Origin of the sequence: Belnapia rosea (assembly GCF_900101615.1) — a bacterium.
Classification (GTDB): domain Bacteria; phylum Pseudomonadota; class Alphaproteobacteria; order Acetobacterales; family Acetobacteraceae; genus Belnapia; species Belnapia rosea.
In genome coordinates this window covers 26,319-50,258 of record NZ_FMZX01000005.1, presented here as the reverse complement: position 1 = coordinate 50,258, position 23,940 = coordinate 26,319, and the positions used below count along the sequence as shown (strand labels likewise).

Here is a 23,940-nt window from a genome sequence, read left to right as displayed (position 1 = left end):
CGCTGTAGACCACATCAAGGTGGCACGCCTCCTTGTATATGGGGGCCTGTTGAGCCGATGCGCTACCGCCCCCGGCGGCCTGCGCGCAACCGGGCGCTGAGCCGTGCGCCTCCCGTCCCATCGGAGGCTATGACTGTGCGAATTGCTTTTGGCGCGCCCTTTGTCGCGCGCGCCCTGGCGCCGCTCCTGCTGCTGGTGCCTCTCCTGGCCCATGCGGCCGAACCGGCGCCGAACGAGGTGCAGATCCGCATCGACGAGCGCCAGTACCGCGCCGCCGGTATCGAGATCACGCGCGTCGAGGCGGAGGCTGGCACCACCCAGACCATCCTGCCCGGCACCGTCAGCGTCCCGCCTCAGCAACTCCGCGTCGTCGCTGCGCCGGCCGCCGGCCTGGTGGAGGCGGTGCTGGTCGCGCCGAACGAGCCGGTGAAGGCGGGCCAGCCCATTGCCCGGCTCCGCAGCACCGACCTGCTCGAGGCGCAACGCACCTACCTCCAGGCGCTGTCCGCCGAGCGCCTCGCCGCCGAGAAGCTGCGCCGGGACGAGCAGATGCACCGCGAGCGAATCATCGCCGAGCGCCGCCTGCTCACCACCCGCGCCGATTACGATTATGCCCGCACCACCCTGCAGGAGCGCGAGCAGATGCTCGCCCTGCTCGGCATGGCGGAGGTCGATATCCGCGCCGTCCGCGACCAGCGCCGCATGGTCCCGGCGCTGACCGTCAGCGCGCCGGCCGATGGCGTCGTCCTCGAGGTCCGTACCACCGCCGGCGAGCGCATCGCCCCTGCCGCGCCGCTCTTCAGCATCGCCCAGCTCGACCCGCTCTGGATCACCCTGCAGCTGCCGCTGGCGCAGGCGAATGCCATCGTGCCCGGCACCCGCGTCGCCGTCCCCGGCACGCCGGCCCAGGGCGAGGTGGTCCGCCTTGGCCGCAGCGTCGATCCCAACACCCAGTCGCTCGCCGCCGTGGTCGAGGTCTCGGACGGCGCCGAGGCGCTGCGCCCCGGCCAGGTGGTCTCGGCGAGCGTGGCGCTGCGGCCCAACGGCACCCCGCAATGGCGCCTGCCATCGGGGTCCGTGGTGCGGCATGCCGGCCAGTCCTGGGTCTTCGTCCGCAGCTCGCAGGGCTTCCGCGCCCGGCCGGTGGTGGTGATCGCCGAGACCGCGAGCACCGTCTCCATCCGCGCCAGCCTCACCGCCGAGGACCAGGTGGCGACGCGCGGCATCCTCTCGCTGTTGGCCGAACTTACCGAAGTCTACGGGGGCTGACCGTACATGCTGTTGCGCCTCGTTGGCCTGGCGCTGCGCCAGCGCCTGATCGTCATGCTCGCGACCCTCGGCCTGATCGCCTGGGGCATCGATGCCTACCGCAAGCTGCCGATCGATGCCTTCCCCGATGTCTCGCCGACCCAGGTGCTGATCGCCATGCAGGCGCCCGGCCTGCCGCCGGAGGAGCTCGAGACCCAGGTGACCAACCCGGTCGAGCTGGCGATGAAGGGCATCCCCGGCCTCGCCAGCATCCGCTCCGTCACCCGCTACGGGACGGCGCTGATGACCTTCGAATTCGCGCCGGGGACGGACATCTACTGGGCCCGCACCCAGGTGGACCAGCGCCTCGACGACCTGGAGAGCCAGTTCCCCGACGGCGTCTCCGGCGGCCTCGCGCCGGTCATCACGCCGCTCGGCGAGATGCTGATGTTCACGCTGGAGGGCGGCACGCTCTCGCCCATGCAGCGCCGCACGCTGCTCGACTGGGTGATCCGGCCGCAACTCCGCGGCCTGCCGGGTGTGGCCGACGTCAACACCCTCGGTGGCCATGTCCGCACCTATGAGGTGGCGCCCGACCCGGCGGCCATGGCCGCGCGCGGCATCACCAGCGCCATGCTGGCCGAGGTGCTCGGCCAGAACAACCGCAACGACGGCGCCGGCCGCGTGCAGGACGGGGAGGAGGCGCTGCTGGTGCGCGCCGAGGGCCGCATCCGCACGCTCGAGGATATCCGCGCCATCGTCGTCGTCTCCCACCCGACCGGCGTCGTCCGTGTCGGCGACATTGCGGATGTCCGCTTCGGCGCGCTGGCCCGCAACGGCGTCGTCACCCGCAATGGTGAGGGGGAGGCGGTCTGGGGCATCGTGCTCGGGCTGCGCGGCGCCAATGCGCGCACCGTGGTCAACGGCGTCACCGCCAAGCTGGACGAGATCCAGAAGACACTGCCCGAGGGCGTGAAGATCAGCATCTTCTACGACCGGAACGACCTGATCGAGAAGGCGGTCTGGACCGTCCAGAAGGTGCTGCTGGAGGCCATCGCCCTGGTGGTGGTCCTGCTGATCCTCTTCCTCGGCAACCTCCGCGCGGCGCTCGTCGTCTCGCTCGCCCTGCCGCTCTCGGTGCTGTCCACATTCGGGGTGATGTCGCTCTATGGCCTCTCGGCCAACATCATGTCGCTCGGCGGCCTCGCCATCGCCATCGGCCTCCTGGTCGATTGCGCCGTGGTGGTGGTGGAGAACGTCGCGCATCGCCTGGCGGGGATGGAGGGCAAGCCGAGCCTGAAGGCCCGCTCCCAGGCGACGCTCGAGGCGGTGCGGGAGGTGGCGGTGCCGCTGGTCTCCGGCGTCGTCATCATCGTCACCGTCTTCGTCCCGCTGCTCTCGCTGCAGGGGCTGGAAGGGCGGCTCTTCGGCCCGGTGGCGCTGACCATCATCTTCGCGCTCTGCGCGGCGCTGCTGATCTCCCTCACCGTCGTCCCGGCGCTCGCGGCGTCGGTGCTGAAGGCGGGCGGCCATGCGAAGGAGCCCTGGCTCGTCCGCCGGCTGCATGCGGTCTACGACCCCTTCCTCGCCTGGGCGATGAAGAACCCGCTCAAGGTGGGCGGCTCGGCGCTGGCGGGCCTCGGCCTCGCCGTCTTCCTCTTCGGCCGCATCGGCTCCACCTTCATGCCGGTGATGGATGAGGGCACGCCGGTCATCACGCTGCGCAAGCACCCGACCATCAATGTCGAGCAGGCGGCGGAATCCGACCTGCTGCTCCAGCGCGAGATCATGCATCGCGTGCCGGAGGTGCGCGGCATCATGGGCCGTGCCGGCGCCGACGAGCTCGGCATCGACCCGGTCGGACTGAACGACAGCGACTTCTTCCTCACCATCGCCCCGCGCGAGGAGTGGCGCGACAAGAAGAACCGCGACTTCGTCATCGACGAGGTGCGCAAGGTGCTCGATGGATTCCCCGGCATCTCCTACGCCGTGAACCAGCCCATCGACATGCGCGTGCAGGAGATGATCATCGGCGCCCGCGGCGACGTGGTGGTGAAGGTCTTCGGCTACTCCATAGGCGAGCTGAACAAGATCGCCCGGCAGGTGGAGGAGGTGGTGCAGGGCATCCCCGGCTCCTCCGAGGTCTTCGCCCTGCGCAACGAGGGGATGAAATATCTCCGCGTCGAGATCGACCGTTTCGCCGCCGGCCGGCTCGGCCTCAACGTGCGGGACGTGCAGCAGGCGCTGCGCGTCTGGGTCGATGGCCGCGACATGGGGCTGGTGCTGGAGCAGGAGCGCCGCATCCCGCTGATGCTGCGTGGCGAGGGCAGCCTGCGCCGCTCGGCCACCGACCTGCAGCGGCTGACGCTTGCCCTGCCGGGCGGGCGCACCGTGGCGCTCTCCCAGGTCGCCCGCATCGCCGAGGAGGAGGGGCCGATCCAGGTGATCCGCGAGGGCACGCAGCGCTACGCCACCATCCTCGCCAATGTCCGCGGGCGGGACCTCGTCGGCTTCGTCGCCGAGGCGCAGGCGGCGGTGCGCGAGCGGGTGGAGCTGCCGCCCGGCTACCGCATGGAGTGGGGCGGGCAGTTCGAGAACCAGCAGCGCGCCTCGGCCCGGCTCGCCATCGTCGTGCCCATCGCGCTCGGCATGATCTTCCTGCTGCTCTATTTCACCTTCGGCTCGGCGCGGCAGGCGGCCCTCGTGTTCTGCAACGTGCCCTTCGCGGCCATCGGCGGCGTGGTCGCGCTCTGGCTCTCGGGCGAGTTCCTCTCGGTGCCGGCCTCGGTCGGCTTCATTGCCCTGGTCGGCATCGCCGTGCTGAATGGCGTCGTGCTGGTCTCCTACATCAACCGCCTGATCGCGGAGGAGGGGCTGGCGCTGGCCGATGCGGTGCGAGAGGGGGCGAAGCGGCGGATGACGCCGGTGATCCTGACGGCCACCATCGCCGCCTTCGGCCTGGTGCCCTTCCTCTTCGCCACCGGCCCCGGCGCCGAGATCCAGCGCCCGCTGGCCATCGTGGTGATCGGCGGCCTTGTCACCGCAACGGTCTTGACCCTGGTGCTGCTGCCGATCCTTTATGCCCGCTTCGCCCTGCCGAAATCGGCCATGGCGGAGGGTGAGCGGAGGCCGGAACAGCCAGTCCTGCCGCTGCCGGGGCAGGCTCCAGCGGAGTGATGACAGCGATGCGTCCGATCCTGATGCTTCAGGCGCTGGCCCTGATGGCCATGCTGCTCGTCTCCTCCTGGGCCCAGGCCCAACCCCAGCCCCCGTCGCGGCCGCTTCCGCAGAGGGGCGGCGACCAGACCCTCTTCGGCCGCCATCTCGACCAGGCGGTGACGCTCGACGCCGCCAGCCGCAGCCTTGCCGCCCAGCGTGGCGCCGTCGCGGCCCGCAGCGCCACGGTGCGCTCGCCGATCGCCGGCTCCCCCGTTGTCAGCGGCGCCTGGCGCACCGATACCCGCGGCCCCCGCGAGGCGCTGCAATTCGACCTGGAGGTGGGCGCCCCGCTCTGGCTGCCCGGCCAGCGCAGCGCCTTCGGCAACACCGTCACCACCGGCGTCGCCGAGGTGGAGGGGCAGCTTACCCAGCGCCGGCTCGAAATCGCCGGCCTGCTGCGCGAATACTGGTGGAACGCCGCCCTGGCCGCGCGCGAGCAGCAGCTGGCCCGCGACCGGCTGGCGACCGCGCGCGACATCGCCCGTGACGTCGCCCGGCGCGCAGAGTTCGGCGACATCCCACCCTCGGACAGCCTGCTGGCGCAGAACGAGACCCTGGCGGCGGAGCTCGCCCTCTCCGAGGCCGAGGCGGCGCTGATCGCCGCCCGGGCCACCTACGCCACGTTGACCGGCGGCGCCGAGCCCGACCTCCCGCAGGAGGCACCGGCGCCGCGCCGCGTGCAGCACCCGCTGCTGGCCGCGGCCCAGGCAAGCCTCGCCAATGCGGAGGCCCAGGCCCGGCTGGTGGCCGCGACGCAGCGCGACAACCCGGAACTCGGCCTCTTTGGCCAGAGCCAGAGCGGCAACGTGACGGAGCAGGGCGTCTCGCTCGGGCTGCGCCTGCGGGTGCCGCTGGCAACCGAGGCGCGCAATGCCCCCCGCCGCGCCGCCGCCGAGGCCGATATCACCCGCGCGACGGCCGTGCTCGCCCAGCAGCGCCGGCTGGTATCGGCCGCCGTCCTGGCCGCCGAGCAGGCGCTGCGGGCCGCCGAGGAGGCGACGCGGCTGGCCCGCCAGCGCCTCTCGGTCGCCAACCAGCAGCTCGACACCGCCCGCCGCGCCTTCCGCGCTGGCGAGACCGGCATCTTCGACCTCTACCGCGTCCGCCAGCTCCAGCTCGAGGCGGCGGGGGCCGAGGCCCGCTCCGCGGTGCAGCTCGGCCGCGCCAGATCGCGCCTCAACCAGGCGCTCGGCTACGCGCCCGGCATCTGATCAGCCGCGAAGGGCGTCCGCGGTGCGGCGGCGCAGCTCGGCCACCAGCCGCTGCGCCCCGCCATCCCGCAGCAGGCCGGCGAATTCGGAGCGCCGGCTGGCCAGCTCGCTGATGGTGCCGGTCAGGTACACATCGACGATGCGGCCCTCGCGCAGCAGGTAGTTGATCTGCACCGGCTGATCGTTCGGCCGGACGATGCGGGTGTTCACCAGCTGGTCGCCATTCGGCCGCGCCGTGCTGCCCTGGATCTCGAAGCTCTCCCCGCCATAGCCGTCGAAGCGGTTGGCATAGGTGGCGATGGACCAGTCGCTGAAGGCGGCGACCAGCGCCTGCTGGTCGGCCGGGGAGAAGCCCGTCCAGGAGGGGCCGACGGCAATGCGCGTCATCGCCGGCAGGTTGAAGACCTGTTCCATCACCGGCCGCAGCCGCTGCTCCCGCCCGCGCACGCCGAGGCTGCGGGCATTGCGCATGACGTCGAGCAGGGCGGCGTTCAGCCGCTCGATCGGCGCCGTCTGCGCCTGTGCAGCGGGAATGAAGGGCAGGGCCGCGAGCGCGGCGAGCAGGGTGCGGCGGGCAAGGATGTTCATGCGCCGCGCTCTAGCACGCCCTGGCCCCGGCCCGCGATCCGGGCCCGGGATCACATCGGGCTTGAGCGGCGACTTACCGCGGCAGGAAGCCGACGATCCGCTCCGCCTCGGTGACGATCGGGTCGGCGATGGCCGCGGCCTGCTCGGCGCCATGGCGCAGCGCCGCATCGACCGCCGCCGGGTCGTCCAGCAGCCGCCGCATCTCCGCCTGGATCGGCGACAGATGCGCCACCAGCGCCTCGGCCAGCACCTCCTTGAAGGCGCCGAACCCCTTCCCGCCATGCTCGCGCAGCACCCCTTCCGGCGTGGTGCCGGAGATGGCGGCGAGGATGCCGACGAGGTTGCGCGCCTCGGCCCGGGCCTCAAGCCCGGCCGCCGCCTCGGGCAGCGGCTCCGGGTCGGTGCGCGCCCGGCGGATCTTCAGCGCGATGGCATCCGCGTCGTCGGTCAGGTTGATGCGCGACTGGTCGGACGGGTCCGACTTCGACATCTTCTTGGTGCCGTCGCGCAGCGACATGACGCGGGCGGCGACGCCCTGGATCAGCGGCTCGATGCGGGGGAAGAAGCCCTCGGCGCCGAAGTCGTGGTTGAACTTCTCGGCGATGTCGTTGGCCAGCTCCAGGTGCTGCTTCTGGTCGTCGCCGACCGGCACCAGCACCGCCTTGTAGGCCAGGATGTCGGCTGCCATCAGGTTCGGATAGACATAGAGGCCGGAGGAGGCCGCCTCCCGGTCCTTGCCGGCCTTGTCCTTGAACTGCGTCATCCGGTTCAGCCAGCCGAGGCGGGCCACGCAGTTGAAGATCCAGGCCAGCCGCGCATGGGCATGCACATGGCTCTGCACGAAGAGGATGCAGCGCTTGGGGTCCAGCCCGCAGGCGATCAGCGCCGCCGCCATCTCCCGCGTCTGGGTCGCCAGCGTCTTCGGGTCGAAGGGCTGGGTGATGGCGTGCAGGTCCACCACGCAGTAGATCGCGTCATGCGTGTCCTGCAGCGGCACCCAGTTGCGGATGGCGCCGAGGTAGTTGCCGAGGGTCGGGATGCCGGAGGGCTGGATGCCCGAGAAGACGCGCTGCATGGCGATGGGACCGTGGATCGGATGAGGCGGGGGTGATCCCCCGCCCGGCCGCCCAGGTCAAGCGCCCAGGTCAGGCACCCGAGAGAACCTTGTAGCCCTCCTCCTCCACGGCGGCGGCGACGGCCCGGGGCGCCGCCGCCGTCTCGGCCCGCACCGTTCCGGCCGCGAGGTCCACCTGGACCTCCGCCTTCGGGTCCAGCGTGCGGATCGCCTCGGTCACGGCGCGGACGCAATGGCCGCAGCTCATGCCTTCGACTTGCAGGGTCAGCATGATGTCTTTCCTTCCAGACCATCGAGGATGGGGCAGTCGGGCCGCGCATCGCCGTGGCAATGCGCGGCCAGGTGACGGAGGCTCTCGGCCATGCGCTGGAGGCTCTGTGCCTTCTCCTCCAGCGCCGCGACATGGGCGAGGGCAATGGCCCGGACCTCGGCGCTCGCCCGCCCCCGGTCCTGCCAGAGGGTGAGCAGCCGCCGCACCTCCTCGAGCGGGAAGGCGAGGTCGCGGGCATGGCGGATGAAGCGCAGCACGGCGATGTCGGCCTCGCCGTAGCGGCGGTAGCCATTCGCCTCCCGCAGCGGCCGCAGCAGGCCGATAGCCTCGTAGTGTCGGATCATCTTCTCCGAGACGCCGGAGGCCTTCGAGGCCTCGCCGATCGTGCAGCTCATGGCCGCCACCTCGCCAGGCGCAACGCATTGGCCAATACGGAGACCGAGGAGAAGGCCATGGCAGCCCCCGCCAGCATGGGGGAGAGCAGGCCGAAGGCCGCCAGTGGCAGGCCGATCAGGTTGTAGCCGAAGGCCCAGCCGAGATTCTGCCGGATGGTCCGCAGCGTCCGCCGCGTGACCTGCAGCGCCGCCGGCACCAGGGCCGGGTCGCTCCGCAGCAGGGTGATCCCCGCCGCCTGGATGGCGATGTCGGTGCCCGAGCCCATGGCGATGCCGAGATCGGCCGCGGCGAGCGCCGGCGCGTCGTTCACCCCGTCGCCCACCATGGCGACCCGCTGCCCTGTCGCGCGCCAGGCGGCCACGCGCTCCGCCTTGTCCGCCGGCAGCAGCCCGGCCGCCACCTCGGCGATGCCGAGCCGCGCGGCCATGGCCCCGGCGACGGCCGGGCTGTCGCCGCTCAGCATCGCCGCCCGCACCCCGAGCTCGCCAAGCTCGGCGATGGCCGGGGCGGCGCCCGGCCGCTCCGCATCCTCGAAGCCGAGCAGCGCCAGCACCCGTGGCTGCGGGCCCGCCTCGATCAGCCAGGCCGGCGTGAATGTCTCCGCCGCCGCCAGGCCGGCCGCATCGGCACCGCTCTCGGCCAGCAGGCGCGGGCTGCCGAGCAGCAGCGTCCGGCCCTCGACCATGCCGGAGACGCCGCGCCCGGGCAGCGCCCGGAACTCCGCGACCGGCGGCACCGCGCCGCCCGCCCGCTCCAGCACGGCGCGGGCCAGCGGGTGCTCGCTGCCCGCCTGCAGCGCGGCCGCCAGCCGCAGCGCCTCCGCCTCGGTGACGCCCGGCGCCGTCCGCACCGCCGCCAGCCGCGGCCGACCCTCGGTCAGCGTGCCCGTCTTGTCGAAGGCGACCAGGTCGATCGCCCCCGCCCGCTCGATCGCCTCCGCGTCGCGGATGAGGATGCCGGCCCGCGCCGCAGCACCCGTCCCCGCCATGATGGCGGCGGGCGTGGCGAGGCCGAGCGCGCAGGGGCAGGCGATCACCAGCACGGCGACGGCCCGCAGCACCGCCGCCTCCGCCCCGGCACCGGCCAGCAGCCAGCCGACCAGGGTGAGGGCGGCGATGCCGATCACCACCGGCACGAAGACGGCGCTCACCCGGTCCACCAGCCGCTGCACCGGGGCCCGGCTGGCCTGGGCGGCGGCGACCAGCGCGGCGGTGCGCGCCAGCACCGTCTCGGCGCCGACCGCCCGCACCTCCACCACCAGCCGCCCGTCGAGGGCGACGGTGCCGGTGGCGACCTTGCCGCCGGGGCCCCGCTCCACCGCGCGGCTCTCGCCGGTCAGCGCGCTCTCGTCGACGCCCGCCTCGCCCTCGCGCACCACGCCATCGGCCGGGATGCGCTCGCCGGGCCGCACCACCACCCGGTCGCCGACCGCGAGCGCCGCCGCCGGCACCTCCTCCTCCCGTCCATCGGCGGCGAGCCGGCGGGCCACCTGCGGCCGCAGCGCCAGCAGCGCCTCGATCGCCGCGCCGGTCGCCCGCCGCGCCCGCGCCTCGAGATACTTGCCGAGCAGGATGAAGAGGATGACGACCGCGCTCGCCTCGAAATAGAGATGGTGCCAGCCCCGCAGCAGCCCCCAGAGCGAGAGGCCGAAGGCGGCGCTGGTGCCGAGCGCCACCAGCAGGTCCATGTTGCCCGTGCCCGCCCGCAGCGCCGCCCAGCCGGCCCGGTAGAAGCGGGCGCCGAGCCAGAATTGCACCGGCGCGGCCAGCGCCAGCTGCACCCAGCCGCCCGGCATCCAGTTCCGGCCGAAGGCCATCCCGATCATGCCGAGGAAGAAAGGTGCGCTGAGAAGGGCAGCCAGCAGCAGGTCCCGACGCTCCCGCCCGCCCTCGGGGGCGCGCCGCTCCGGCGTGCTTTCGCGCAATTCGTAGCCGGCGCGGCGGATAGCCTCGCCCAGCGCCGCCGCCTCCACCCCCGCCACGGCGCGGACCGTGGCGCGTTCCGAGGCGAGGTTCACCTGCGCCTCCAGCACCCCCGGCACGCGGCGGAGCGCCCGCTCCACCCGCCCGGCGCAGGTGGCGCAGGTCATGCCGCCGATGCCGAGGTCGAAGCGCGCCTCCGGCACCGCATAGCCGGCCCGGGTCACGGCCTCGACCAGCGCCGGCAGCGGCGCCCCGCCCTCGACCGCGGCCCGCTCCGTCGCCAGGTTCACCCGCGCGCCGAGCACGCCCGGCACGCGGCTGAGGGCGCGTTCCACCCGTTGGGCGCAGGTGGCGCATGTCATGCCCGCGATGGGCAGGCTGAGCGTGGCGGGGAGGGGTGCTTCGGGCATGGCGGGGATATGGGGGTTCCCACTATGGGAGGGTCAAGGGATCGCGGCGAACAGAATTGCCGCCGCCCTCGCCGCCATCGGCCCGGGCCTGGAACCGCCCGGGGCCGCCCTCGCCGCCGAGGCCTGGCGTCAGGCCTGGCGCCCGCCCCGGCTTCGCCTGCTGCTGCTGGCCGAGAGCCATATGGCGACCGCTGCGGAGGAGCTGGCGACGCCCATGCTGCCCACCCCGGGCTGGCCGCACCCCGCCGGCTTCAGCCGCCATCTCTACTGCCCGGCCTATGGCGAGCCGTCCCTGGTCCCCGGCCTCGCCGCCGCCCGCAATGCCGGTACCGGCCAGTATTGGCGCCTGCTCGCCCTGGTCGAAGGCAGCCCACCACCGACCCGCGCCGCCTTCCCCCAGGCCACCGGGCGGCTCGCCGCCAAGCTGGCCCTGCTGCGCCGGCTGCGCGACCGGGGGATCTGGCTGACCGATGCCTCGGTGGTGGCCGTGGCCGGCCCCGGCGGCCAGCGGCTGCCGCCCGCCGCCCATGCCGCCGCGCTGCGCGAAAGCTGGCGCTGCTTCCATGGCCCGCTGCTGCCGCCGCTGCGGCCGGCGCATGTGCTGGTCATCGGCCTCGCCGTCGCCCGCGTACTGGGGCCGCGGCTGGACGAGTCCTTCCCCGGGCGCTGGAGCGCCATCCCGCAGCCGATGGGCGCCCGCGGGGCCGCCCCCGCCGCCGCCCTGCTCGACACCCTGGCCGTGGCGATGCGGCTGCACGCCCCGGCCGATTGACAGCACCCCGGCCGCAGCCGACATGCCCCTCATGCCGCACCCGTTCCGCCTCGCGCTGCTCCTCCTCCTGCTCGCCCCGGCCGCCGCGCTGGCCCAAGGCCAGCCCTTTCATGTGGTGAACCGCACCGATGCCCCGGCGCGGGAGCTGAACGCCGTCCGCACCCCGCGCGGCGCCAGCAGCGACTGGGGCCGCAACCTGCTCTCTCCCGACCGGCCGCTCGCCCCAGGCGCCGGCTTCCGGGTGAACCCGGCCGAATCCGCCGGCTGCCGCTTCGACCTCCGCCTGGTGCTGACCGATGGCCGCGAGTCGCTGCTGCAGAACCAGGATATCTGCGCCAACCGCGACCTGGCCTTCGATGTCGCCACCCGCCCGCTGCCCTCCGGCAAGCCGGCGCCCGCGACGGCCGCCGTGCCGCCCGCGCCGAACGTCCCGCAGCAGCGGCCGAACCAGAATGCGCGCAACGTCTCGACCGGCACGGGCTTCCTCGTGGCCGGGGACCGGGTGCTGACCAACCAGCATGTGGTGAATGGCTGCGACCGCATCGTCATGCGCACGCCGGATGGGCGCTGGCTCGGCGCCGTGCCGCCGGCGCGGGTCGATGCCGAGCTCGACCTCGCCCTGCTCGCCGTCCCCGGCCTGCCCGGCCCCGCCTTGCCCTTCCGCAGCGGGCCGGCGGTGCGGCGCGGCGACGGCGTCGTCGCCTACGGCTTCCCGCTGGCCGGGCTGCTCTCCTCCGATGCCAAGCTGACGCGGGGCGAGGTGAACGGCCTCGCCGGCCTCGCCGACAACCGCAACCAGTACCAGATCAGCGCCGAGGTCCAGCCGGGCAATTCCGGCGGCCCGCTGCTCGACATGCACGGCAACATCGTCGGCATCGTGGTCTCGAAGCTGAACGCCCAGCGCATCGCCCGCGCCACCGGCGACATCGCCCAGAACATCAATTTCGCGGTGAAGGGCGAGGCGGCGCAGGTCTTCCTCCGCCGCGCCGGCCTCAACCCGCAGACCGCCGAGAGCACCGGCCCGGAGCGTGGCGCCGCCGATGTCGGCGAGATCGCCAACCGCAGCACCCTCTTCATCCGCTGCGAGCGGTAGCCCGCCACAGGACCAGGCTGGCCAGCAGCAGCACCGCCCAGCTCCCCGCCAGCGCCGGCCCGGCGCCGAGGCCGTCGATGGCGAGGCCGACCAGCAGCGGCACCGCCCCGAAGCCGAGATGGGCCAGGACGAAATAGCCGGCGACCGCCCGCGCCCGGTCCTCGCCCGAGGCGGCCTCCGCCACCGCGGCGAGGCCGCCGGGATAGACGAAGCCATAGCTGCCGATCCCGACCACCGCCCCGCCCAGCAGCAGCGGCCAGAGCCCGCCGCCCGCCGTGCCGATAAAGGTGAGCCCCGCCCCGGCCAGCAGCACGGCAAGGCCGATGCGGACGGCCCGCTGCGGCGCCACCTGCCGGAACCAGCGCTGCGCCAGCACGCCGATCAGCATCATCCCGCAGGCGGCGACCGGCCCGGCCAGGCGCTGCCCGCCCGCCGCCAGGGTCGACTGCACCGCCGTCAGCACCGTCCCCGTCACGCCCCAGCCGGGCAGGATGGCGCAGGTGGTGGCGAGCGTGCCGGGCGGGAAGCGGGGCAGGCGGAGCCAGCCGCGCTGCGGCGCCGCCAGCGTCTCCGGCAGCCGCGCGACCAGCACCAGCAGCAGCAGGCAGAGAGCGAGGTGCAGGGCGAAGGTGGCCGGCGGCCGCTGCGCCGGCCAGGCCAGGATCGCCGCCAGGGTCAGGATGCCGCCCGCGCCGAAGCTGCCGATCGTCGCCAGCGCGATCACCCCGGCCGCGCGGCGCCCGCCTTCCGCCCCGCCACCAGCCAGCTCCGCCCCCCAGGCGGCGGCCGCCCCGGCGACGCAGCCCATGCCGAGCCCCTGCGCCACCCGCGCCAGCGCCAGGGCGGGGATGCTCGGCCAGAGGCTCAGCACCAGGCTGGAGACCGCCGCGAGCGCGATGCCCAGCAGCACGCAGGGCTTCCGCCCGATTCGGTCCGGCAGGGGGCCGAGCAGCGGCGCGGTCAGGATCACCGTCGCCGCATAGCAGGCGAAGGCGGCGGCCAGCGCCCCGGCACCATGGCCCTCGCGCGCCGCCATCTCGCCATAGAGGGGCAGGGGGATGGTCGTCGCCAGCCCCACTGCGCCGACGGCAAGGCCCACCAGCAGGGCGGCATGGGCAGGCTGGGGCAAGCGGCGACTCCCGGGCGGCGGCTCAGCCTCGTCTCCGCGCGCGCCGCGCGCAACTTGCGCCCTGCGCGCCACGGGTGAAGAGACCACCCAGTGGACAGCCTGCGCGTGCCGAGTCAGGATTCCCCCATGCCCGACCTCTTCCTGCGCAGCAGCACCGATGCCGACATCCCGGCCATCGCCCGCATCTATGGCCATTGGGTCCTGCACGGCCTGGCCAGCTTCGAGCTCGACCCGCCAGGCGGGGCGGAGATGGCCCGGCGTCGTGCCGCCGTGCTCGATGGCGGCTACCCCTATATCGTCGCCACCGACCGGCACGGCGAGGTGCTGGGCTACGCCTATGCCAGCGCCTACCGCACCCGCCCCGCCTACCGCTTCACGGTCGAGGATTCGATCTATGTGGCGCCGGAGGCCGGGCGGCGCGGCATCGGCCGCCTGCTGCTGCCGGCGCTGATCGAGCGCTGCACCGCGCTCGGCTTCCGGCTGATGGTGGCGGTGATCGGCGATTCGGCGAATGCCGGCTCGATCGGCCTGCACCGGGCCTGCGGCTTCGCCGATGCCGGGCTGCTGCCCGGCATCGGCTGGAAGCACGGGCGCTGGGTGGACAGCGTGCTGATGACGCGGCCGCTCGGCGAGGGCCAGGCGACCGCGCCGGACTAGGCCAGCCCCAACCCCAGGCCCAACCCCGGCTCGGGCCGGCGACGCCTCAGGCCGCGACGGCCACCGGCCTCGGCGTGGCGCGCCGCCCGTCCAGCGCCCAGGCGCCGGCGCCGATCCCGGCCTGCACCAGCAGCGTCACGGTCCAGAAGGCCGGGAATTCCCAGCCGCCGCCCGCGACGTTGAACAGCCAGCCATTGCCGGCATGCTGCAGCGTCGCGCCGAGCAGGACCGGCACCAGGGCGAGGCTCACCCAGCGGGTGGCGAAGCCGGCGATCAGGGCGAGGCCGCCCAGGATCTCGGCGGCGATGACGACGGCGCCCAGTACCGGCGGGTAGCCGATGCTGCCGAAGAAGCCCATCGTGCCCGCGAGGCCGAAGGTGCCGAGCTTCAGGATGGCGCCATGCGCCAGGAACATCAGCCCCTGAGCGATCCGCAGCAGCGCGGCGGCATAGGGGGTCGTGGTGGTGGTCTCGGGCATCGGAAGTCTCCGCAACAGGGAAGTTCGATGCAGCGGAAGATGCCGCCCGCCCCGCCCGGCTTCCAACGCAGGGCCGGAACGTCCATCATCACCCGGGTGAATGATGCGGAGGCCGCATGGCCGGCATAGGCGGTCTCGACCTCAACCTGCTGCGGGTCTTCGACGCCGTTGCGCGCGAGCGCCACGTCACCCGCGCGGCGGAGCGGTTGAACCTCTCCCAGCCCGCCGTCTCCAACGCCCTCGCCCGGCTGCGCCTCGCGCTCGGCGACGAGCTCTTCCTCCGCCGCCCCGGCGGGGTGGAGCCGACGGCGCTCGCCCTTAGCCTCGCCGCTCCGGTAGCCGAGGCGCTGGACCGAATCGCCGCCGCCATCTCCGCCCAGGCACCCTTCGACCCGGCGACCACCACCCGCGTCTTCGTCCTGGCCCTCAGCGAATATGCCGAGGCGGTGCTGGCCCCGCCGCTGCTGGCCCGCATGACGCAGGAGGCGCCGCATGCCCTGCTGGCGATCCGCCATGCCGACCGCACCAACTGGGAGGCCCTGCTGGAGAGCGACGGCGCCGAGCTGGCCGTCGGCGTGCTGCCCGAGCCGCCCGCGCTCTACACGCGGCTGCGCCTGCTGCCGGAGGGGTTCTGCACCGTCATGCGCCCCGGCCACCCGCTGGCCGAGGGCGCGCTGACCCTCGAGCGCTTCACCAGCGTGCCGCACCTGCTGCACTCGCCGAACGGCTCGCGCAGCGGGGCGATCGACGAGATGCTGGCCGAGCTCGGCCATACCCGCCGGCTCGGTGCCGTGGTCGCGCATCTCTCGGCCGTGCCCGAGATCCTGCTGCGGACGGACATGATCATGAACCTGTCCTCCCGCCTCGCCGTGCGCCTCGCCGAGGTGCATGGGCTGGTCATCCGCGACCCGCCCGTGGCGCCACGCCACACCCGCCTCTCGCTGCTGTTCCACCGCCGCTTCGAGGCCGATCCGGGCCATGCCTGGATGCGCCGCCTGCTGCTGGCCGTGGCGCGGGAGGTGGACCCGCCCAGTGGCCTGCGGACCGGGCCGGACCTGATGGAGTGAGTGCCGCGATGCAGGGGCCCTTCGACTATGTCATCGTCGGCGGCGGCAGCGCCGGCTGCGTCCTCGCCGCCCGGCTCAGCGAGGATGGCCGCTCGACCGTCGCGCTTATCGAGGCCGGCGGGCGGGACCGCCACCCCTATATCCATATCCCCGCCGGCTATGCCCGCATCCTCGGCCATCCGCGCCTCACCTGGGGCTACCGGACGGAGCCGGATGCCGGCACCGCCTCCCGCGCGCTCGACTATCCGCGCGGCCGGGTCTGGGGTGGCTCCTCCTCGATCAACGGGCTCGGCCATGTGCGCGGCCATCCGTCGGACTACGACCTCTGGGCGCAGAAGGGCTGCACCGGCTGGGGCTGGGACGACCTGCTGCCCTATTTCCAGCGCCACGAGGCCTATGCCGGCGGCGGCGCGGGCCGTGGCACCACCGGCCCGCAGACCGTCGAGCCGCTGGCCGACCGCCCGCCCCTGCTCGACCACCTGGCCGAGGCCGTCCGCGCCATCGGCCTGCCCGTCCAGCCCGACATGAACGGCCCGGTGCGCGAGGGCTTCTCCGAATTCCAGCAGACCCGGCGGGGGCGGCGGCGCATCTCGGCGGCGCGGGCCTATCTGCACCCGGCGCTGAGGCGGCCGAACCTCACGGTGATCGACGAGGCGCTGGCGCTGCGCGTCGTCGTCACGGAGGGAAGGGCGACCGGGGTGGCCATCCGCCGCGGCGGGGTGGAGCAGGTGATCGAGGCGCGGCGCGAGGTGGTGCTCTCGGCCGGCGCCATCGGCTCCCCGCAATTGCTGATGCTCTCCGGCCTCGGCCCCGCCGCGGCGCTGGCTGATCTCGGCATCCCCGTGCTGCGCGACATGCCCGGCATCGGCGCCAACCTGCAGGACCACTACATCATCCGCCTCAGCTACCGCCTCGCCTCGCATCGCTGGTCGGCCAACCGCCGCATCGCCGGCTGGCGCCTGCCGATCGAGGCGATGCGCTGGGCGCTGGACGGCACCGGCGTGCTGACCTGGTCGCCGGGCATGTTCTCGCTCTTCGCCCGCACCGCGCCGGGGCTGGAGGCGCCCGACATCCAGATCAATGGCGGCCCGCTCTCCTGGGCCGAGGCACCGGGCGAGGGGCGCTGGCCCGGCCTCCGCATCGGCACGCCGGAGGCGGAGCCCGGCATGACCGTCGGCGTTTGGCAATGCCGGCCCGAGAGCCGCGGCAGCGTGAGCCTCGCCTCGCCCGACCCGGCCATGGCCCCGCGCATCGCCCCCCGCTACCTGGCGACGGAGGGGGACCGCGCCTGCGTCATCCGCGGCCTGCGCCTGGCCCGGCGCTGGCTCTCCGCCCCGCCGCTCGCCGGCATCGTCACCGCTGAATCCCGCCCCGGCGCGGCGGCCGAGAGCGATGCCGACCTGCTCGACTTCGCCCGCGCCACAGGCGGCACCGTCTACCACCCCTGCGGCACGGTGCGGATGGGCGCGGACCCGGAGGCGCCGCTCGACGCCGCGCTCCGGCTGCGCGGCGTGGCGGGGCTGCGGGTGGTGGATGCCTCGGTCTTCCCCGACATCCCCGTCTGCAACATCAACGCGACGGTGCTGAGCGTCGCCGAGAAGGCGGCCGACCTGATCCGGGCCTAGATTCCCAGCCGGTCCGCGCAGCCCGCCAGGAAGCCGCCGAGCGCCCGGTGGAAATCCGGCTCCTCCAGCAGGAAGGCGTCATGTCCCTTGTCGGAGGCGATCTCGACGAAGCTGACATTCGCCGCCGCCGCGTTCAGCGCCCGGACGATGGCCCGGCTCTCCGTCGTCGGGAACAGCCAGTCGGAGGAGAAGGAGGCGACGAAGAAGCGCGTCCGCGTGCCCCGGAAGGCGGCCGAGAGGTCCCCGCCATGCTCCGCCGCGAGGTCGAAATAGTCCATCGCCCGGGTGATGGTCAGGTAGCTGTTGGCGTCGAACCGCCGGACGAAGGTGCTGCCCTGGTGGCGCAGGTAGCTCTCCACCTCGAAGACGTCCTCGAGGAAGGTCAGCGCGCTCGCCCCCCGCAGCCTCCGGCCGAATTTCCGCGTCAGCGCCTGCTCCGAAAGGTAGGTGATATGCGCCACCATCCGCGCGACGGAGAGGCCCTTGGCCGGCACCCGGCCATCCTCCCAGTAGCGGCCGCCGCGCCAGTCCGGGTCGGCATGGATGGAGGTGCGGCCGACCTCGTGGAAGGCGATGTTCTGCGCGCTGTGGTAGGCGGCGGTCGCGATCGGCGCCGCGGCATAGACGGCCTCGGGGAAGGTCGCCGCCCATTCCAGCACCTGCATCCCGCCCATCGAGCCGCCGACCACCGCCAGCAGCCGTTCGATGCCGAGATCCTCCACCAGCTTCTTCTGGGCACGGACCATGTCGCGGATGGTGACGTTGGGGAAGTCCGTCCCCCAGGGCCGCCCCAGGGGCCGCCCCTCGGCATCCGTCATCTCCTCCCGCGGCCCGGTCGAGCCCATGCAGCCGCCGAGCACATTGGCGCAGATGAGGAAGTAGCGGTCCGTATCCAGCGGCCGCCCCGGCCCGACGATGGTCTGCCACCAGCCGGGCTTCCCGGTCAGCGGCTGCGGCTCCGCCAGGTACTGGTCGCCGGTCAGCGCATGGCAGACCAGGATGGCGTTGCTCCGTGCCGCGTTCAGCCGGCCATAGGTGCGGTAGGCGACGGCGAGCGGCGCGATCGCCATGCCGCAATCGAGCGCCAGCCCCTCGGGGAAGAGGGCGCGCTGATGGTCCACCTGGGGGAAGGGGGCAACATGTGCGGACATGGCGTCTTCTTGTGTCTCGACGGGCAGGAATAGGCCCGCCCGTCCCGGTCTTCAACGGTTGGGCTTGGGGAACGCCTTGGCGGGGCGTGAAGTCGCGTCTAAAGCTGCCGGGAAAGACGCCCGGACCATGACCTCCGAAACCGACCTGGCCACCTCCCTCGAGCCCTCCAACCCGCTCGCCGCCGCCCGCGCGGAGATCGATGCGCTGGACGATGCGTTGCACGATCTCGTGATGCAGCGGGCGGAGGTGGTTGCCCGCCTGGCCGCCAGCCGCGCCAAGGCCGGCAGCCCGAGCCCGCTCCGCCCCGGGCGCGAGGCGATGATCCTGCGCCGCCTGCTGGCCCGCCATCAGGGGCCCCTGCCGCCCACGGCGCTGGTGCGCCTCTGGCGGGAGATCCTGGCCTCCTCCTCTGCCCAGCAGGGCGGCTTCACCGTCGCCGTCTATGCCCGCAGCCCCGACCTCGACAGGCTGGCGCGGGAGCATTTCGGCAGCCTGACCCCACTGCGGAGCCTGCCCACCGCCTCGCGCGCCCTCTCGGCCGTCGCCGCCGGCGAGGCGCAGGTCGCCGTCCTGCCCCTGCCGGAGGAGGGCGAGGCGCCCGAGGATGCCTGGTGGATGAGCCTCGACAGCCCCCGCCTGCAGGTCATCGCCCGCCTGCCCTTCCTCGCCACTGGCCCGGACAGCCTGCCCGAGGCCCTGGCCATCGCCCCCGGCGCGCCGGACCCGAGCGGCGCCGACCGCTCCCTGCTGCGGATCGAGGCGATGGGCGAGCGCAGCAGGGCCCAGCTCACCGGCGCGCTCACCGCCGCCGGCCTCGCCCCCCGCCTGCTGCAGCTTCGCCGCGATGGCGGCCTGCTGCGTGCCCTGGCCGAGGTGGATGGCGTGCTCGAGGCGGGCGACCCCCGCCTCGCCGCCCTGCCGGTCGACCGTGCCCTGCCGCTGGGTTTCTACGCGGTGCCCGAGAGAGGAGTCATCGGCTGATGCCCACCCTGCTGCCCCGCCCCTCCATCCTCTCGATCGAGCCCTATGTCGGCGGCGAGTCGAAGATCCCGGGCGTCAACCGCATCATCAAGCTCTCCTCCAACGAGGGCGCCTTCGGCGTGCCGCCCGGCGCCCAGGCCGCCTATGCCAAGCTGGCGGCGGAACTGCACCGCTACCCCGATGGCGGCAGCACCGCCCTCCGCCAGGCGATCGCACAGCGCTACGGGCTGGATGCGGAGCGGATCGTCTGCGGCAACGGCTCCGACGAGCTGATCGGCCACATCATCATGGCCTATGGCGGCGAGGGCACCGAGCTCGTGATGAGCGCCCATGGCTTCGTCATGTACGACATCGCCGGCCGCTATGCCGGCTGCCGCATCATCAAGGTGCCGGAGCGCAACCTGACGGCCGATGTCGATGCGCTGCTGGCCGCCGTCGGCCCCCGCACCCGGCTGATGTTCCTCGCCAACCCGAACAACCCGACCGGCTCCATCCTGCCGCAGTCCGAGATCGAGCGCCTGCGCGCCGGCCTGCGGGAGGACGTGCTGCTGGTCCTCGACAGCGCCTATGCCGAATACGTCACCCGCCCGGACTACGACCCGGGCGTGGCGCTGGTCGAGGCCGGCACCAACACCATCATGACGCGCACCTTCAGCAAGGTCTTCGGCCTCGGCGGCGTGCGGCTCGGCTGGACCTATGCGCCGCCGCACATCACCGACGTGCTGAACCGCGTCCGCGGCCCCTTCAACGTCAACGCCCCCGCCATGGCCGCCGGCATCGCGGCCCTCGCCGAGCACGGCTGGGTGGAGCGGTCGGTCGCCCATAACAGCGAGTGGCGGGCGAAGCTCTCCGACGGCCTGCAGGCCGCGGGCATCACCGTCCACCCGAGCGAGGGCAACTTCATCCTCGCCGATTTCGGCACCGCCGAGCGCGCCAAGGGGGCCGATGCGGCGCTGAAGGCGCGCGGCCTCATCGTCCGTGCCATGGGCAGCTACAGCCTGCCGCAATGCTTGCGGATCACCATCGGCACGGCGGAGGAATGCTCCATGGTGCTCGACGCGCTGACGGGTTTCATGCGCGGCACCGCATGAGCGGGCCCCTGTTCCGGCGCCTCTGCCTCATCGGCGCCGGCCTCATCGGCAGCTCCATCGCCCGGCTGGCGCGGGAGCGGGGCGACATCGCCGGGACCGTCGTCGCCCATACCCGCAAGCCGGAGACGCTGGCCCGCATCCGCGAGCTCGGCTTCGCCGATGTGGTGGAGGAGGACGCCGCCCGTGCCGTCGAGGGCGCCGACTGCGTCATCCTCTGCGTCCCCGTCGGCGCCTATGCCGGGGTGATGGCGCAGATCGCGCCGCATCTGGCGCCGGGCTGCATCCTCACCGATGTCGGCAGCACCAAGGGCAGCGTGATCCGTGACCTGGCGCCGCTGCTGCCGCCGGGCGTCCACCTCGTCCCCGCCCATCCGATGGCCGGCACCGAGCATTCCGGCCCCGATGCCGGCTTCGCCACGCTCTTCGAGGGCCGCTACACCATCCTCACGCCGCTGCCGGGCGGCGACCGCGCGGCGCAGGACAAGGTGGCCGAGTTCTGGCGCCGTGCCGGATCCACGGTGGAGAGCATGGATGCGGCGACGCATGACAAGGTCGTCGCCATCGTCTCCCACCTGCCGCACCTGATCGCCTTCACCATCTGCGGCACGGCCGATGACCTGGCGGAGGAGACGCGCGAGGCCGTGCTGCGCTTCGCCGCCTCCGGCTTCCGCGACTTCACCCGCATCGCCGCCTCGGATGTCGACATGTGGCGCGACATCTTCCTCAACAACCGCGACGCGCTGCTCGAGATGCTGGCCCGCTTCACCGAGGACAGCCACGCCCTGGCACGGGCCGTGCGCTGGGGGCAGTCCGACTTCATCGAGGACCGCATCCGCCGCGGCCGGCGCATCCGGCGGGGGCTGATCGAGCGGAAGCAGGCCTAGCCTCCGCCCGTACCCTGCCGGCCGCTGCCCCTCAGGCCTCGGGGGCCGGCACCGGTGCGCGGCCGGCTCGCCTCACAGCGCCTTCATCAGCGTCCTGAGCAGCATGGCGATGGTGCCGACCGTCACCACCCCCGCCGCCCAGAGCCCGACGAACCACAGCCACCGGCGCGCCATGGCCTAGTGGTACCCCTGGCCGTGCTTCACCTTCCCCCGGAACAGCCAGTACACATAGCCGGTGTAGCCCAGGATCACGGGGATCAGCACCGCCGCCCCGACCAGCAGGAACAGCTGTGAATCCCGTGGCGCCGCCGCGTCCCAGATGGTCAGCTCCGGCGGCACGATCATCGGCCACATCGAGATGCCGAGTCCGGTATAGGCGAGGAAGAACAGCCCGATCGCGCAGAGGAAGGGCAGCCCGTCCCGCCAGGGATGGCCATCCGTCTCGTCCAGCGCCTTGAACATCCGCCAGGCGAGGAAGACCACCAGCACCGGCACCGGCAGCGCCGCGAGGATCGCCGGGAAGGCGAACCAGCGCGCCCGGAATTCCGGCATCAGGAAGGGCATGATCGCGCTCACCAGCGCGATGAGGCCAAGCGTCAGCCAACCCAGGCCTCGTGCCAGCCCGCGCGCCTGGTCCTGCAACTCGCCCTCGGTCTTCCAGACCAGCCAGCAGGCGCCGAGCAGCCCATAGCCCACCACCAGCGCCGCGGCGGTCAGGCAGGAGAAGGGCGTCAGCCAGTCCCACCAGCCGCCGGCATAGGCCCGGTCCTCCACCTCGATGCCCTGCACGAAGGCGCCGAGTGCCAGGCCCTGGCAGAGGGTCGCCGCATAGCTTCCCCAGGAGAAGGCCCGGTCCCAGCCGAGCCGCTGCCCCGGTGTCGTCCCGCGGAACCGCATCTCGAAGGAGACGCCGCGGAAGATCAGCGCCAGCAGCATCAGGATGATCGGCATGTAGAGCGCCGGCATGATTGTCGCATAGGCCAGCGGGAAGACGGCGAAGAGCCCCGCCCCGCCCATGACCAGCCAGGTCTCGTTCCCGTCCCAGACCGGCGCGATGCTGTTGACCGCGACGTCTCGGTCCTCCTGCCCGGTGATCCAGGGGAAGAGGATGCCGACGCCGAGGTCGAATCCGTCCATGCAGACATAGAGGAAGACGGCGGTGGCGATCAGGAAGGCCCAGATCGTCGCAATGGTCTCGGCGCTCATGACACCTTCTCCGCCTGCTTCTCGGCCTGGCGGGCCTGGCGCTGCGCCGGATGCCCCGGGGTGATGCCGCCGGTGCGGATCGGCTGATCCTCGCGCGGCCCCTCCTCATGCGGCAGTGGCGGGTTCCCGACGAGGCGGAACAGGTACCACATGCCCGCGCCGAAGACGCAGAAGTAGACCACGACGAAGGCCGCCAGCGAGGCCGCCACGGCCGGTGCGGCGATCGGGCTCACGCTCTCCGCCGTCCGCATCAGGCCATAGACGGTATAGGGCTGCCGCCCCGCCTCGGTGGTGATCCAGCCGAAGGTCACGGCGATCAGGCCGGAGGGCGCCATCGCCACCGCCCAGCGTTGGAACCAGGGCGTGTCGTAGAGCCTCCCGCGCCAGCGCAGCCAGAGCGAGACCATCCCGAGCGCGATCATCAGGCAGCCGATGCCGACCATGATGCGGAAGGACCAGAAGACCAGCGGCACGTTGGTCGGCCGCGCATCGCGCGGGAAATCCTTCAGCCCCCTGATCTCGCCATCCAGGCTGTGCCGCAGGATCAGGCTGCCGAGATAGGGGATCTCAACCCGCAGCCGCGTCTCCTCCCGCTCCATGTCGGGGATGCCGAAGAGGATGAGCGGGGCGCCACGCTGCGTCTCCCAGTGCCCCTCCATCGCCGCCACCTTCTGCGGCTGGTAGTGCAGCGCCCAGAGGCCCTGCATGTCGCCGAACACCGCCTGCGCCGGCGCGACGGCGGCCGCCATCCACATGGCCATCGAGAACATCAGCCGCGCCCGCTCGTTGCGCCGGTCGCGCAGCACATGGAAGGCGCCGACCGCGCCGACGATCATCGCCGTGGTCAGGTAGGCGCCGGTGATGGTGTGCAGGTAGCGGAAGGGGAAGGAGGGATTGAAGATGATCGCCCACCAATCCTCCGGCAGGAAGCGCCCATCCGGCCCGATCGTGTAGCCCGCGGGCGTCTGCATCCAGGAATTGGCCGAGAGGATCCAGAAGCCCGAGATCAGCGTGCCGATGGCGACAAGGCTCGTCGCCGCGAAATGCAGCCCCTTCCCGACCCGGCCGAGGCCGAAGAGCATCACGCCGAGGAAGCCCGCCTCGAGGAAGAAGGCCGTCAGCACCTCATAGCCCATCACCGGGCCGAGCACCGGCCCTGTGCGATCGGCGAAGACCGACCAGTTGGTGCCGAACTGGTAGGACAGCACGATGCCGGAGACGACGCCCATGGCGAAGTTCACGGCAAAGACCTTCAGCCAGTACCGGAAAATGTCGAGATAGGCCTCGCGCTTCGTCCAGAGCCACAGTCCTTCCAGCACCGCAAGATAGCTGGCGAGCCCGATGGTAAAGGCGGGGAAGAGGAAGTGGAACGTGACGGTAAAGGCGAATTGGATTCGCGCCAGCAACAGCGCATCCGGCAAGGCATCCCACAGCATCGGCCTGTTCCTATCCGGGCGTCAGCCGG

22 protein-coding genes are annotated in these 23,940 nt (G+C 72.9%); 11 read left to right on the top strand and 11 right to left on the bottom strand.

What is annotated here, in order from left to right; all coding sequences use genetic code 11:
- Window positions 1-135 precede the first annotated feature (135 nt).
- From BLR02_RS11960 to BLR02_RS11950, 3 genes are read left to right on the top strand one after another with little or no spacing between them, the layout of a single operon-like run.
- A complete protein-coding gene (locus BLR02_RS11960) occupies window positions 136-1,269 on the top strand; it encodes an efflux RND transporter periplasmic adaptor subunit (RefSeq protein ID WP_176849529.1) in 1,134 nt (377 codons plus the stop codon).
- A gap of 6 nt (window positions 1,270-1,275) precedes the next feature.
- On the top strand, window positions 1,276-4,425 hold the full coding sequence (locus BLR02_RS11955; protein ID WP_090564040.1) for an efflux RND transporter permease subunit: 3,150 nt from the start codon (window positions 1,276-1,278) through the stop codon (window positions 4,423-4,425).
- The gene (locus BLR02_RS11950; RefSeq protein WP_218127922.1) at window positions 4,425-5,678 is read left to right on the top strand and encodes a TolC family protein; all 1,254 of its coding nucleotides are present in this window, start codon (window positions 4,425-4,427) and stop codon (window positions 5,676-5,678) included. The genes BLR02_RS11955 and BLR02_RS11950 overlap by 1 nt, the downstream gene beginning before the upstream one ends.
- Here the strand turns inward: BLR02_RS11950 and BLR02_RS11945 are convergent, their stop codons facing one another.
- The 5 genes from BLR02_RS11945 to BLR02_RS11925 all read right to left on the bottom strand — a co-directional run bounded on the left by BLR02_RS11945 (window position 5,679) and on the right by BLR02_RS11925 (window position 10,340).
- Window positions 5,679-6,266, bottom strand: a complete 588-nt coding sequence (locus BLR02_RS11945) for an ABC transporter substrate-binding protein (protein WP_090663333.1) — start codon at window positions 6,264-6,266, stop codon at window positions 5,679-5,681.
- A 73-nt stretch (window positions 6,267-6,339) separates the two neighbouring features.
- The gene (gene trpS / locus BLR02_RS11940) at window positions 6,340-7,341 is read right to left on the bottom strand and encodes a tryptophan--tRNA ligase (RefSeq protein WP_090663331.1); all 1,002 of its coding nucleotides are present in this window, start codon (window positions 7,339-7,341) and stop codon (window positions 6,340-6,342) included.
- 70 nt (window positions 7,342-7,411) lie between these two features.
- The gene (locus BLR02_RS11935; protein ID WP_090663329.1) at window positions 7,412-7,612 is read right to left on the bottom strand and encodes a cation transporter; all 201 of its coding nucleotides are present in this window, start codon (window positions 7,610-7,612) and stop codon (window positions 7,412-7,414) included.
- Window positions 7,606-8,007 (bottom strand): Cu(I)-responsive transcriptional regulator, encoded by a 402-nt coding sequence (locus BLR02_RS11930; protein WP_090564048.1) that lies wholly within the window; start codon window positions 8,005-8,007, stop codon window positions 7,606-7,608. Before BLR02_RS11930 ends, BLR02_RS11935 begins: the two co-directional genes overlap by 7 nt.
- The gene (locus BLR02_RS11925) at window positions 8,004-10,340 is read right to left on the bottom strand and encodes a heavy metal translocating P-type ATPase (RefSeq protein ID WP_090663328.1); all 2,337 of its coding nucleotides are present in this window, start codon (window positions 10,338-10,340) and stop codon (window positions 8,004-8,006) included. The genes BLR02_RS11930 and BLR02_RS11925 overlap by 4 nt, the downstream gene beginning before the upstream one ends.
- Between BLR02_RS11925 and BLR02_RS11920 the strand changes: the two genes are divergently transcribed.
- Together BLR02_RS11920 and BLR02_RS11915 are read left to right on the top strand one after the other, a co-directional pair.
- Entirely contained in the window at window positions 10,339-11,112 is a 774-nt protein-coding gene (locus BLR02_RS11920) for a hypothetical protein (RefSeq protein ID WP_090663325.1), read from the top strand. The two genes, BLR02_RS11925 and BLR02_RS11920, sit on opposite strands and share 2 nt — an antisense overlap.
- Before the next feature lie 22 nt (window positions 11,113-11,134).
- Window positions 11,135-12,205 (top strand): trypsin-like peptidase domain-containing protein, encoded by a 1,071-nt coding sequence (locus BLR02_RS11915; RefSeq protein ID WP_090663323.1) that lies wholly within the window; start codon window positions 11,135-11,137, stop codon window positions 12,203-12,205.
- On the opposite strand, the gene BLR02_RS11910 is transcribed toward BLR02_RS11915, so the two are convergent.
- Window positions 12,186-13,334, bottom strand: coding sequence for an MFS transporter (locus tag BLR02_RS11910; protein WP_176849528.1), 1,149 nt, complete (start codon window positions 13,332-13,334; stop codon window positions 12,186-12,188). The two genes, BLR02_RS11915 and BLR02_RS11910, sit on opposite strands and share 20 nt — an antisense overlap.
- 126 nt (window positions 13,335-13,460) lie before the next feature.
- Between BLR02_RS11910 and BLR02_RS11905 the strand changes: the two genes are divergently transcribed.
- Window positions 13,461-13,991, top strand: a complete 531-nt coding sequence (locus BLR02_RS11905; protein WP_090564057.1) for a GNAT family N-acetyltransferase — start codon at window positions 13,461-13,463, stop codon at window positions 13,989-13,991.
- A 46-nt stretch (window positions 13,992-14,037) separates the two neighbouring features.
- On the opposite strand, the gene BLR02_RS11900 is transcribed toward BLR02_RS11905, so the two are convergent.
- Entirely contained in the window at window positions 14,038-14,469 is a 432-nt protein-coding gene (locus BLR02_RS11900) for a DoxX family protein (protein WP_090564059.1), read from the bottom strand.
- A gap of 116 nt (window positions 14,470-14,585) precedes the next feature.
- Between BLR02_RS11900 and BLR02_RS11895 the strand changes: the two genes are divergently transcribed.
- Together BLR02_RS11895 and BLR02_RS11890 are read left to right on the top strand one after the other, a co-directional pair.
- A complete protein-coding gene (locus BLR02_RS11895; RefSeq protein ID WP_090663319.1) occupies window positions 14,586-15,536 on the top strand; it encodes a LysR family transcriptional regulator in 951 nt (316 codons plus the stop codon).
- Between the two features lie 8 nt (window positions 15,537-15,544).
- Window positions 15,545-17,161 (top strand): GMC family oxidoreductase, encoded by a 1,617-nt coding sequence (locus BLR02_RS11890; protein WP_090663317.1) that lies wholly within the window; start codon window positions 15,545-15,547, stop codon window positions 17,159-17,161.
- Here the strand turns inward: BLR02_RS11890 and metX are convergent.
- Complete coding sequence (gene metX / locus BLR02_RS11885; protein WP_090663315.1) at window positions 17,158-18,312, bottom strand: homoserine O-acetyltransferase MetX; 1,155 nt, start codon at window positions 18,310-18,312, stop codon at window positions 17,158-17,160. The genes BLR02_RS11890 and metX overlap by 4 nt on opposite strands.
- Window positions 18,313-18,439: 127 nt before the next feature.
- Here metX and BLR02_RS11880 point away from each other — a divergent pair, with 127 nt between their 5' ends.
- Genes BLR02_RS11880 through BLR02_RS11870 form a run of 3 tightly spaced genes read left to right on the top strand, consistent with a single transcriptional unit; the run spans window position 18,440 to window position 21,269 of the window.
- Window positions 18,440-19,294 (top strand): chorismate mutase, encoded by an 855-nt coding sequence (locus tag BLR02_RS11880; protein WP_176849527.1) that lies wholly within the window; start codon window positions 18,440-18,442, stop codon window positions 19,292-19,294.
- Window positions 19,294-20,385: a histidinol-phosphate transaminase gene (hisC, locus tag BLR02_RS11875; protein WP_090663311.1), complete on the top strand. Its 1,092-nt coding sequence runs from the start codon at window positions 19,294-19,296 to the stop codon at window positions 20,383-20,385. Before BLR02_RS11880 ends, hisC begins: the two co-directional genes overlap by 1 nt.
- On the top strand, window positions 20,382-21,269 hold the full coding sequence (locus tag BLR02_RS11870; RefSeq protein WP_090564070.1) for a prephenate/arogenate dehydrogenase family protein: 888 nt from the start codon (window positions 20,382-20,384) through the stop codon (window positions 21,267-21,269). Before hisC ends, BLR02_RS11870 begins: the two co-directional genes overlap by 4 nt.
- 72 nt (window positions 21,270-21,341) lie before the next feature.
- Here the strand turns inward: BLR02_RS11870 and BLR02_RS11865 are convergent, their stop codons facing one another.
- From BLR02_RS11865 to BLR02_RS11855, 3 genes are read right to left on the bottom strand one after another with little or no spacing between them, the layout of a single operon-like run.
- A complete protein-coding gene (locus BLR02_RS11865; RefSeq protein ID WP_090564072.1) occupies window positions 21,342-21,443 on the bottom strand; it encodes a DUF2474 family protein in 102 nt (33 codons plus the stop codon).
- Between the two features lie 3 nt (window positions 21,444-21,446).
- Window positions 21,447-22,475 (bottom strand): cytochrome d ubiquinol oxidase subunit II, encoded by a 1,029-nt coding sequence (gene cydB, locus BLR02_RS11860; protein ID WP_090564074.1) that lies wholly within the window; start codon window positions 22,473-22,475, stop codon window positions 21,447-21,449.
- Window positions 22,472-23,911, bottom strand: coding sequence for a cytochrome ubiquinol oxidase subunit I (locus BLR02_RS11855; protein ID WP_090663309.1), 1,440 nt, complete (start codon window positions 23,909-23,911; stop codon window positions 22,472-22,474). Before BLR02_RS11855 ends, cydB begins: the two co-directional genes overlap by 4 nt.
- Window positions 23,912-23,940: the final 29 nt, after the last annotated feature.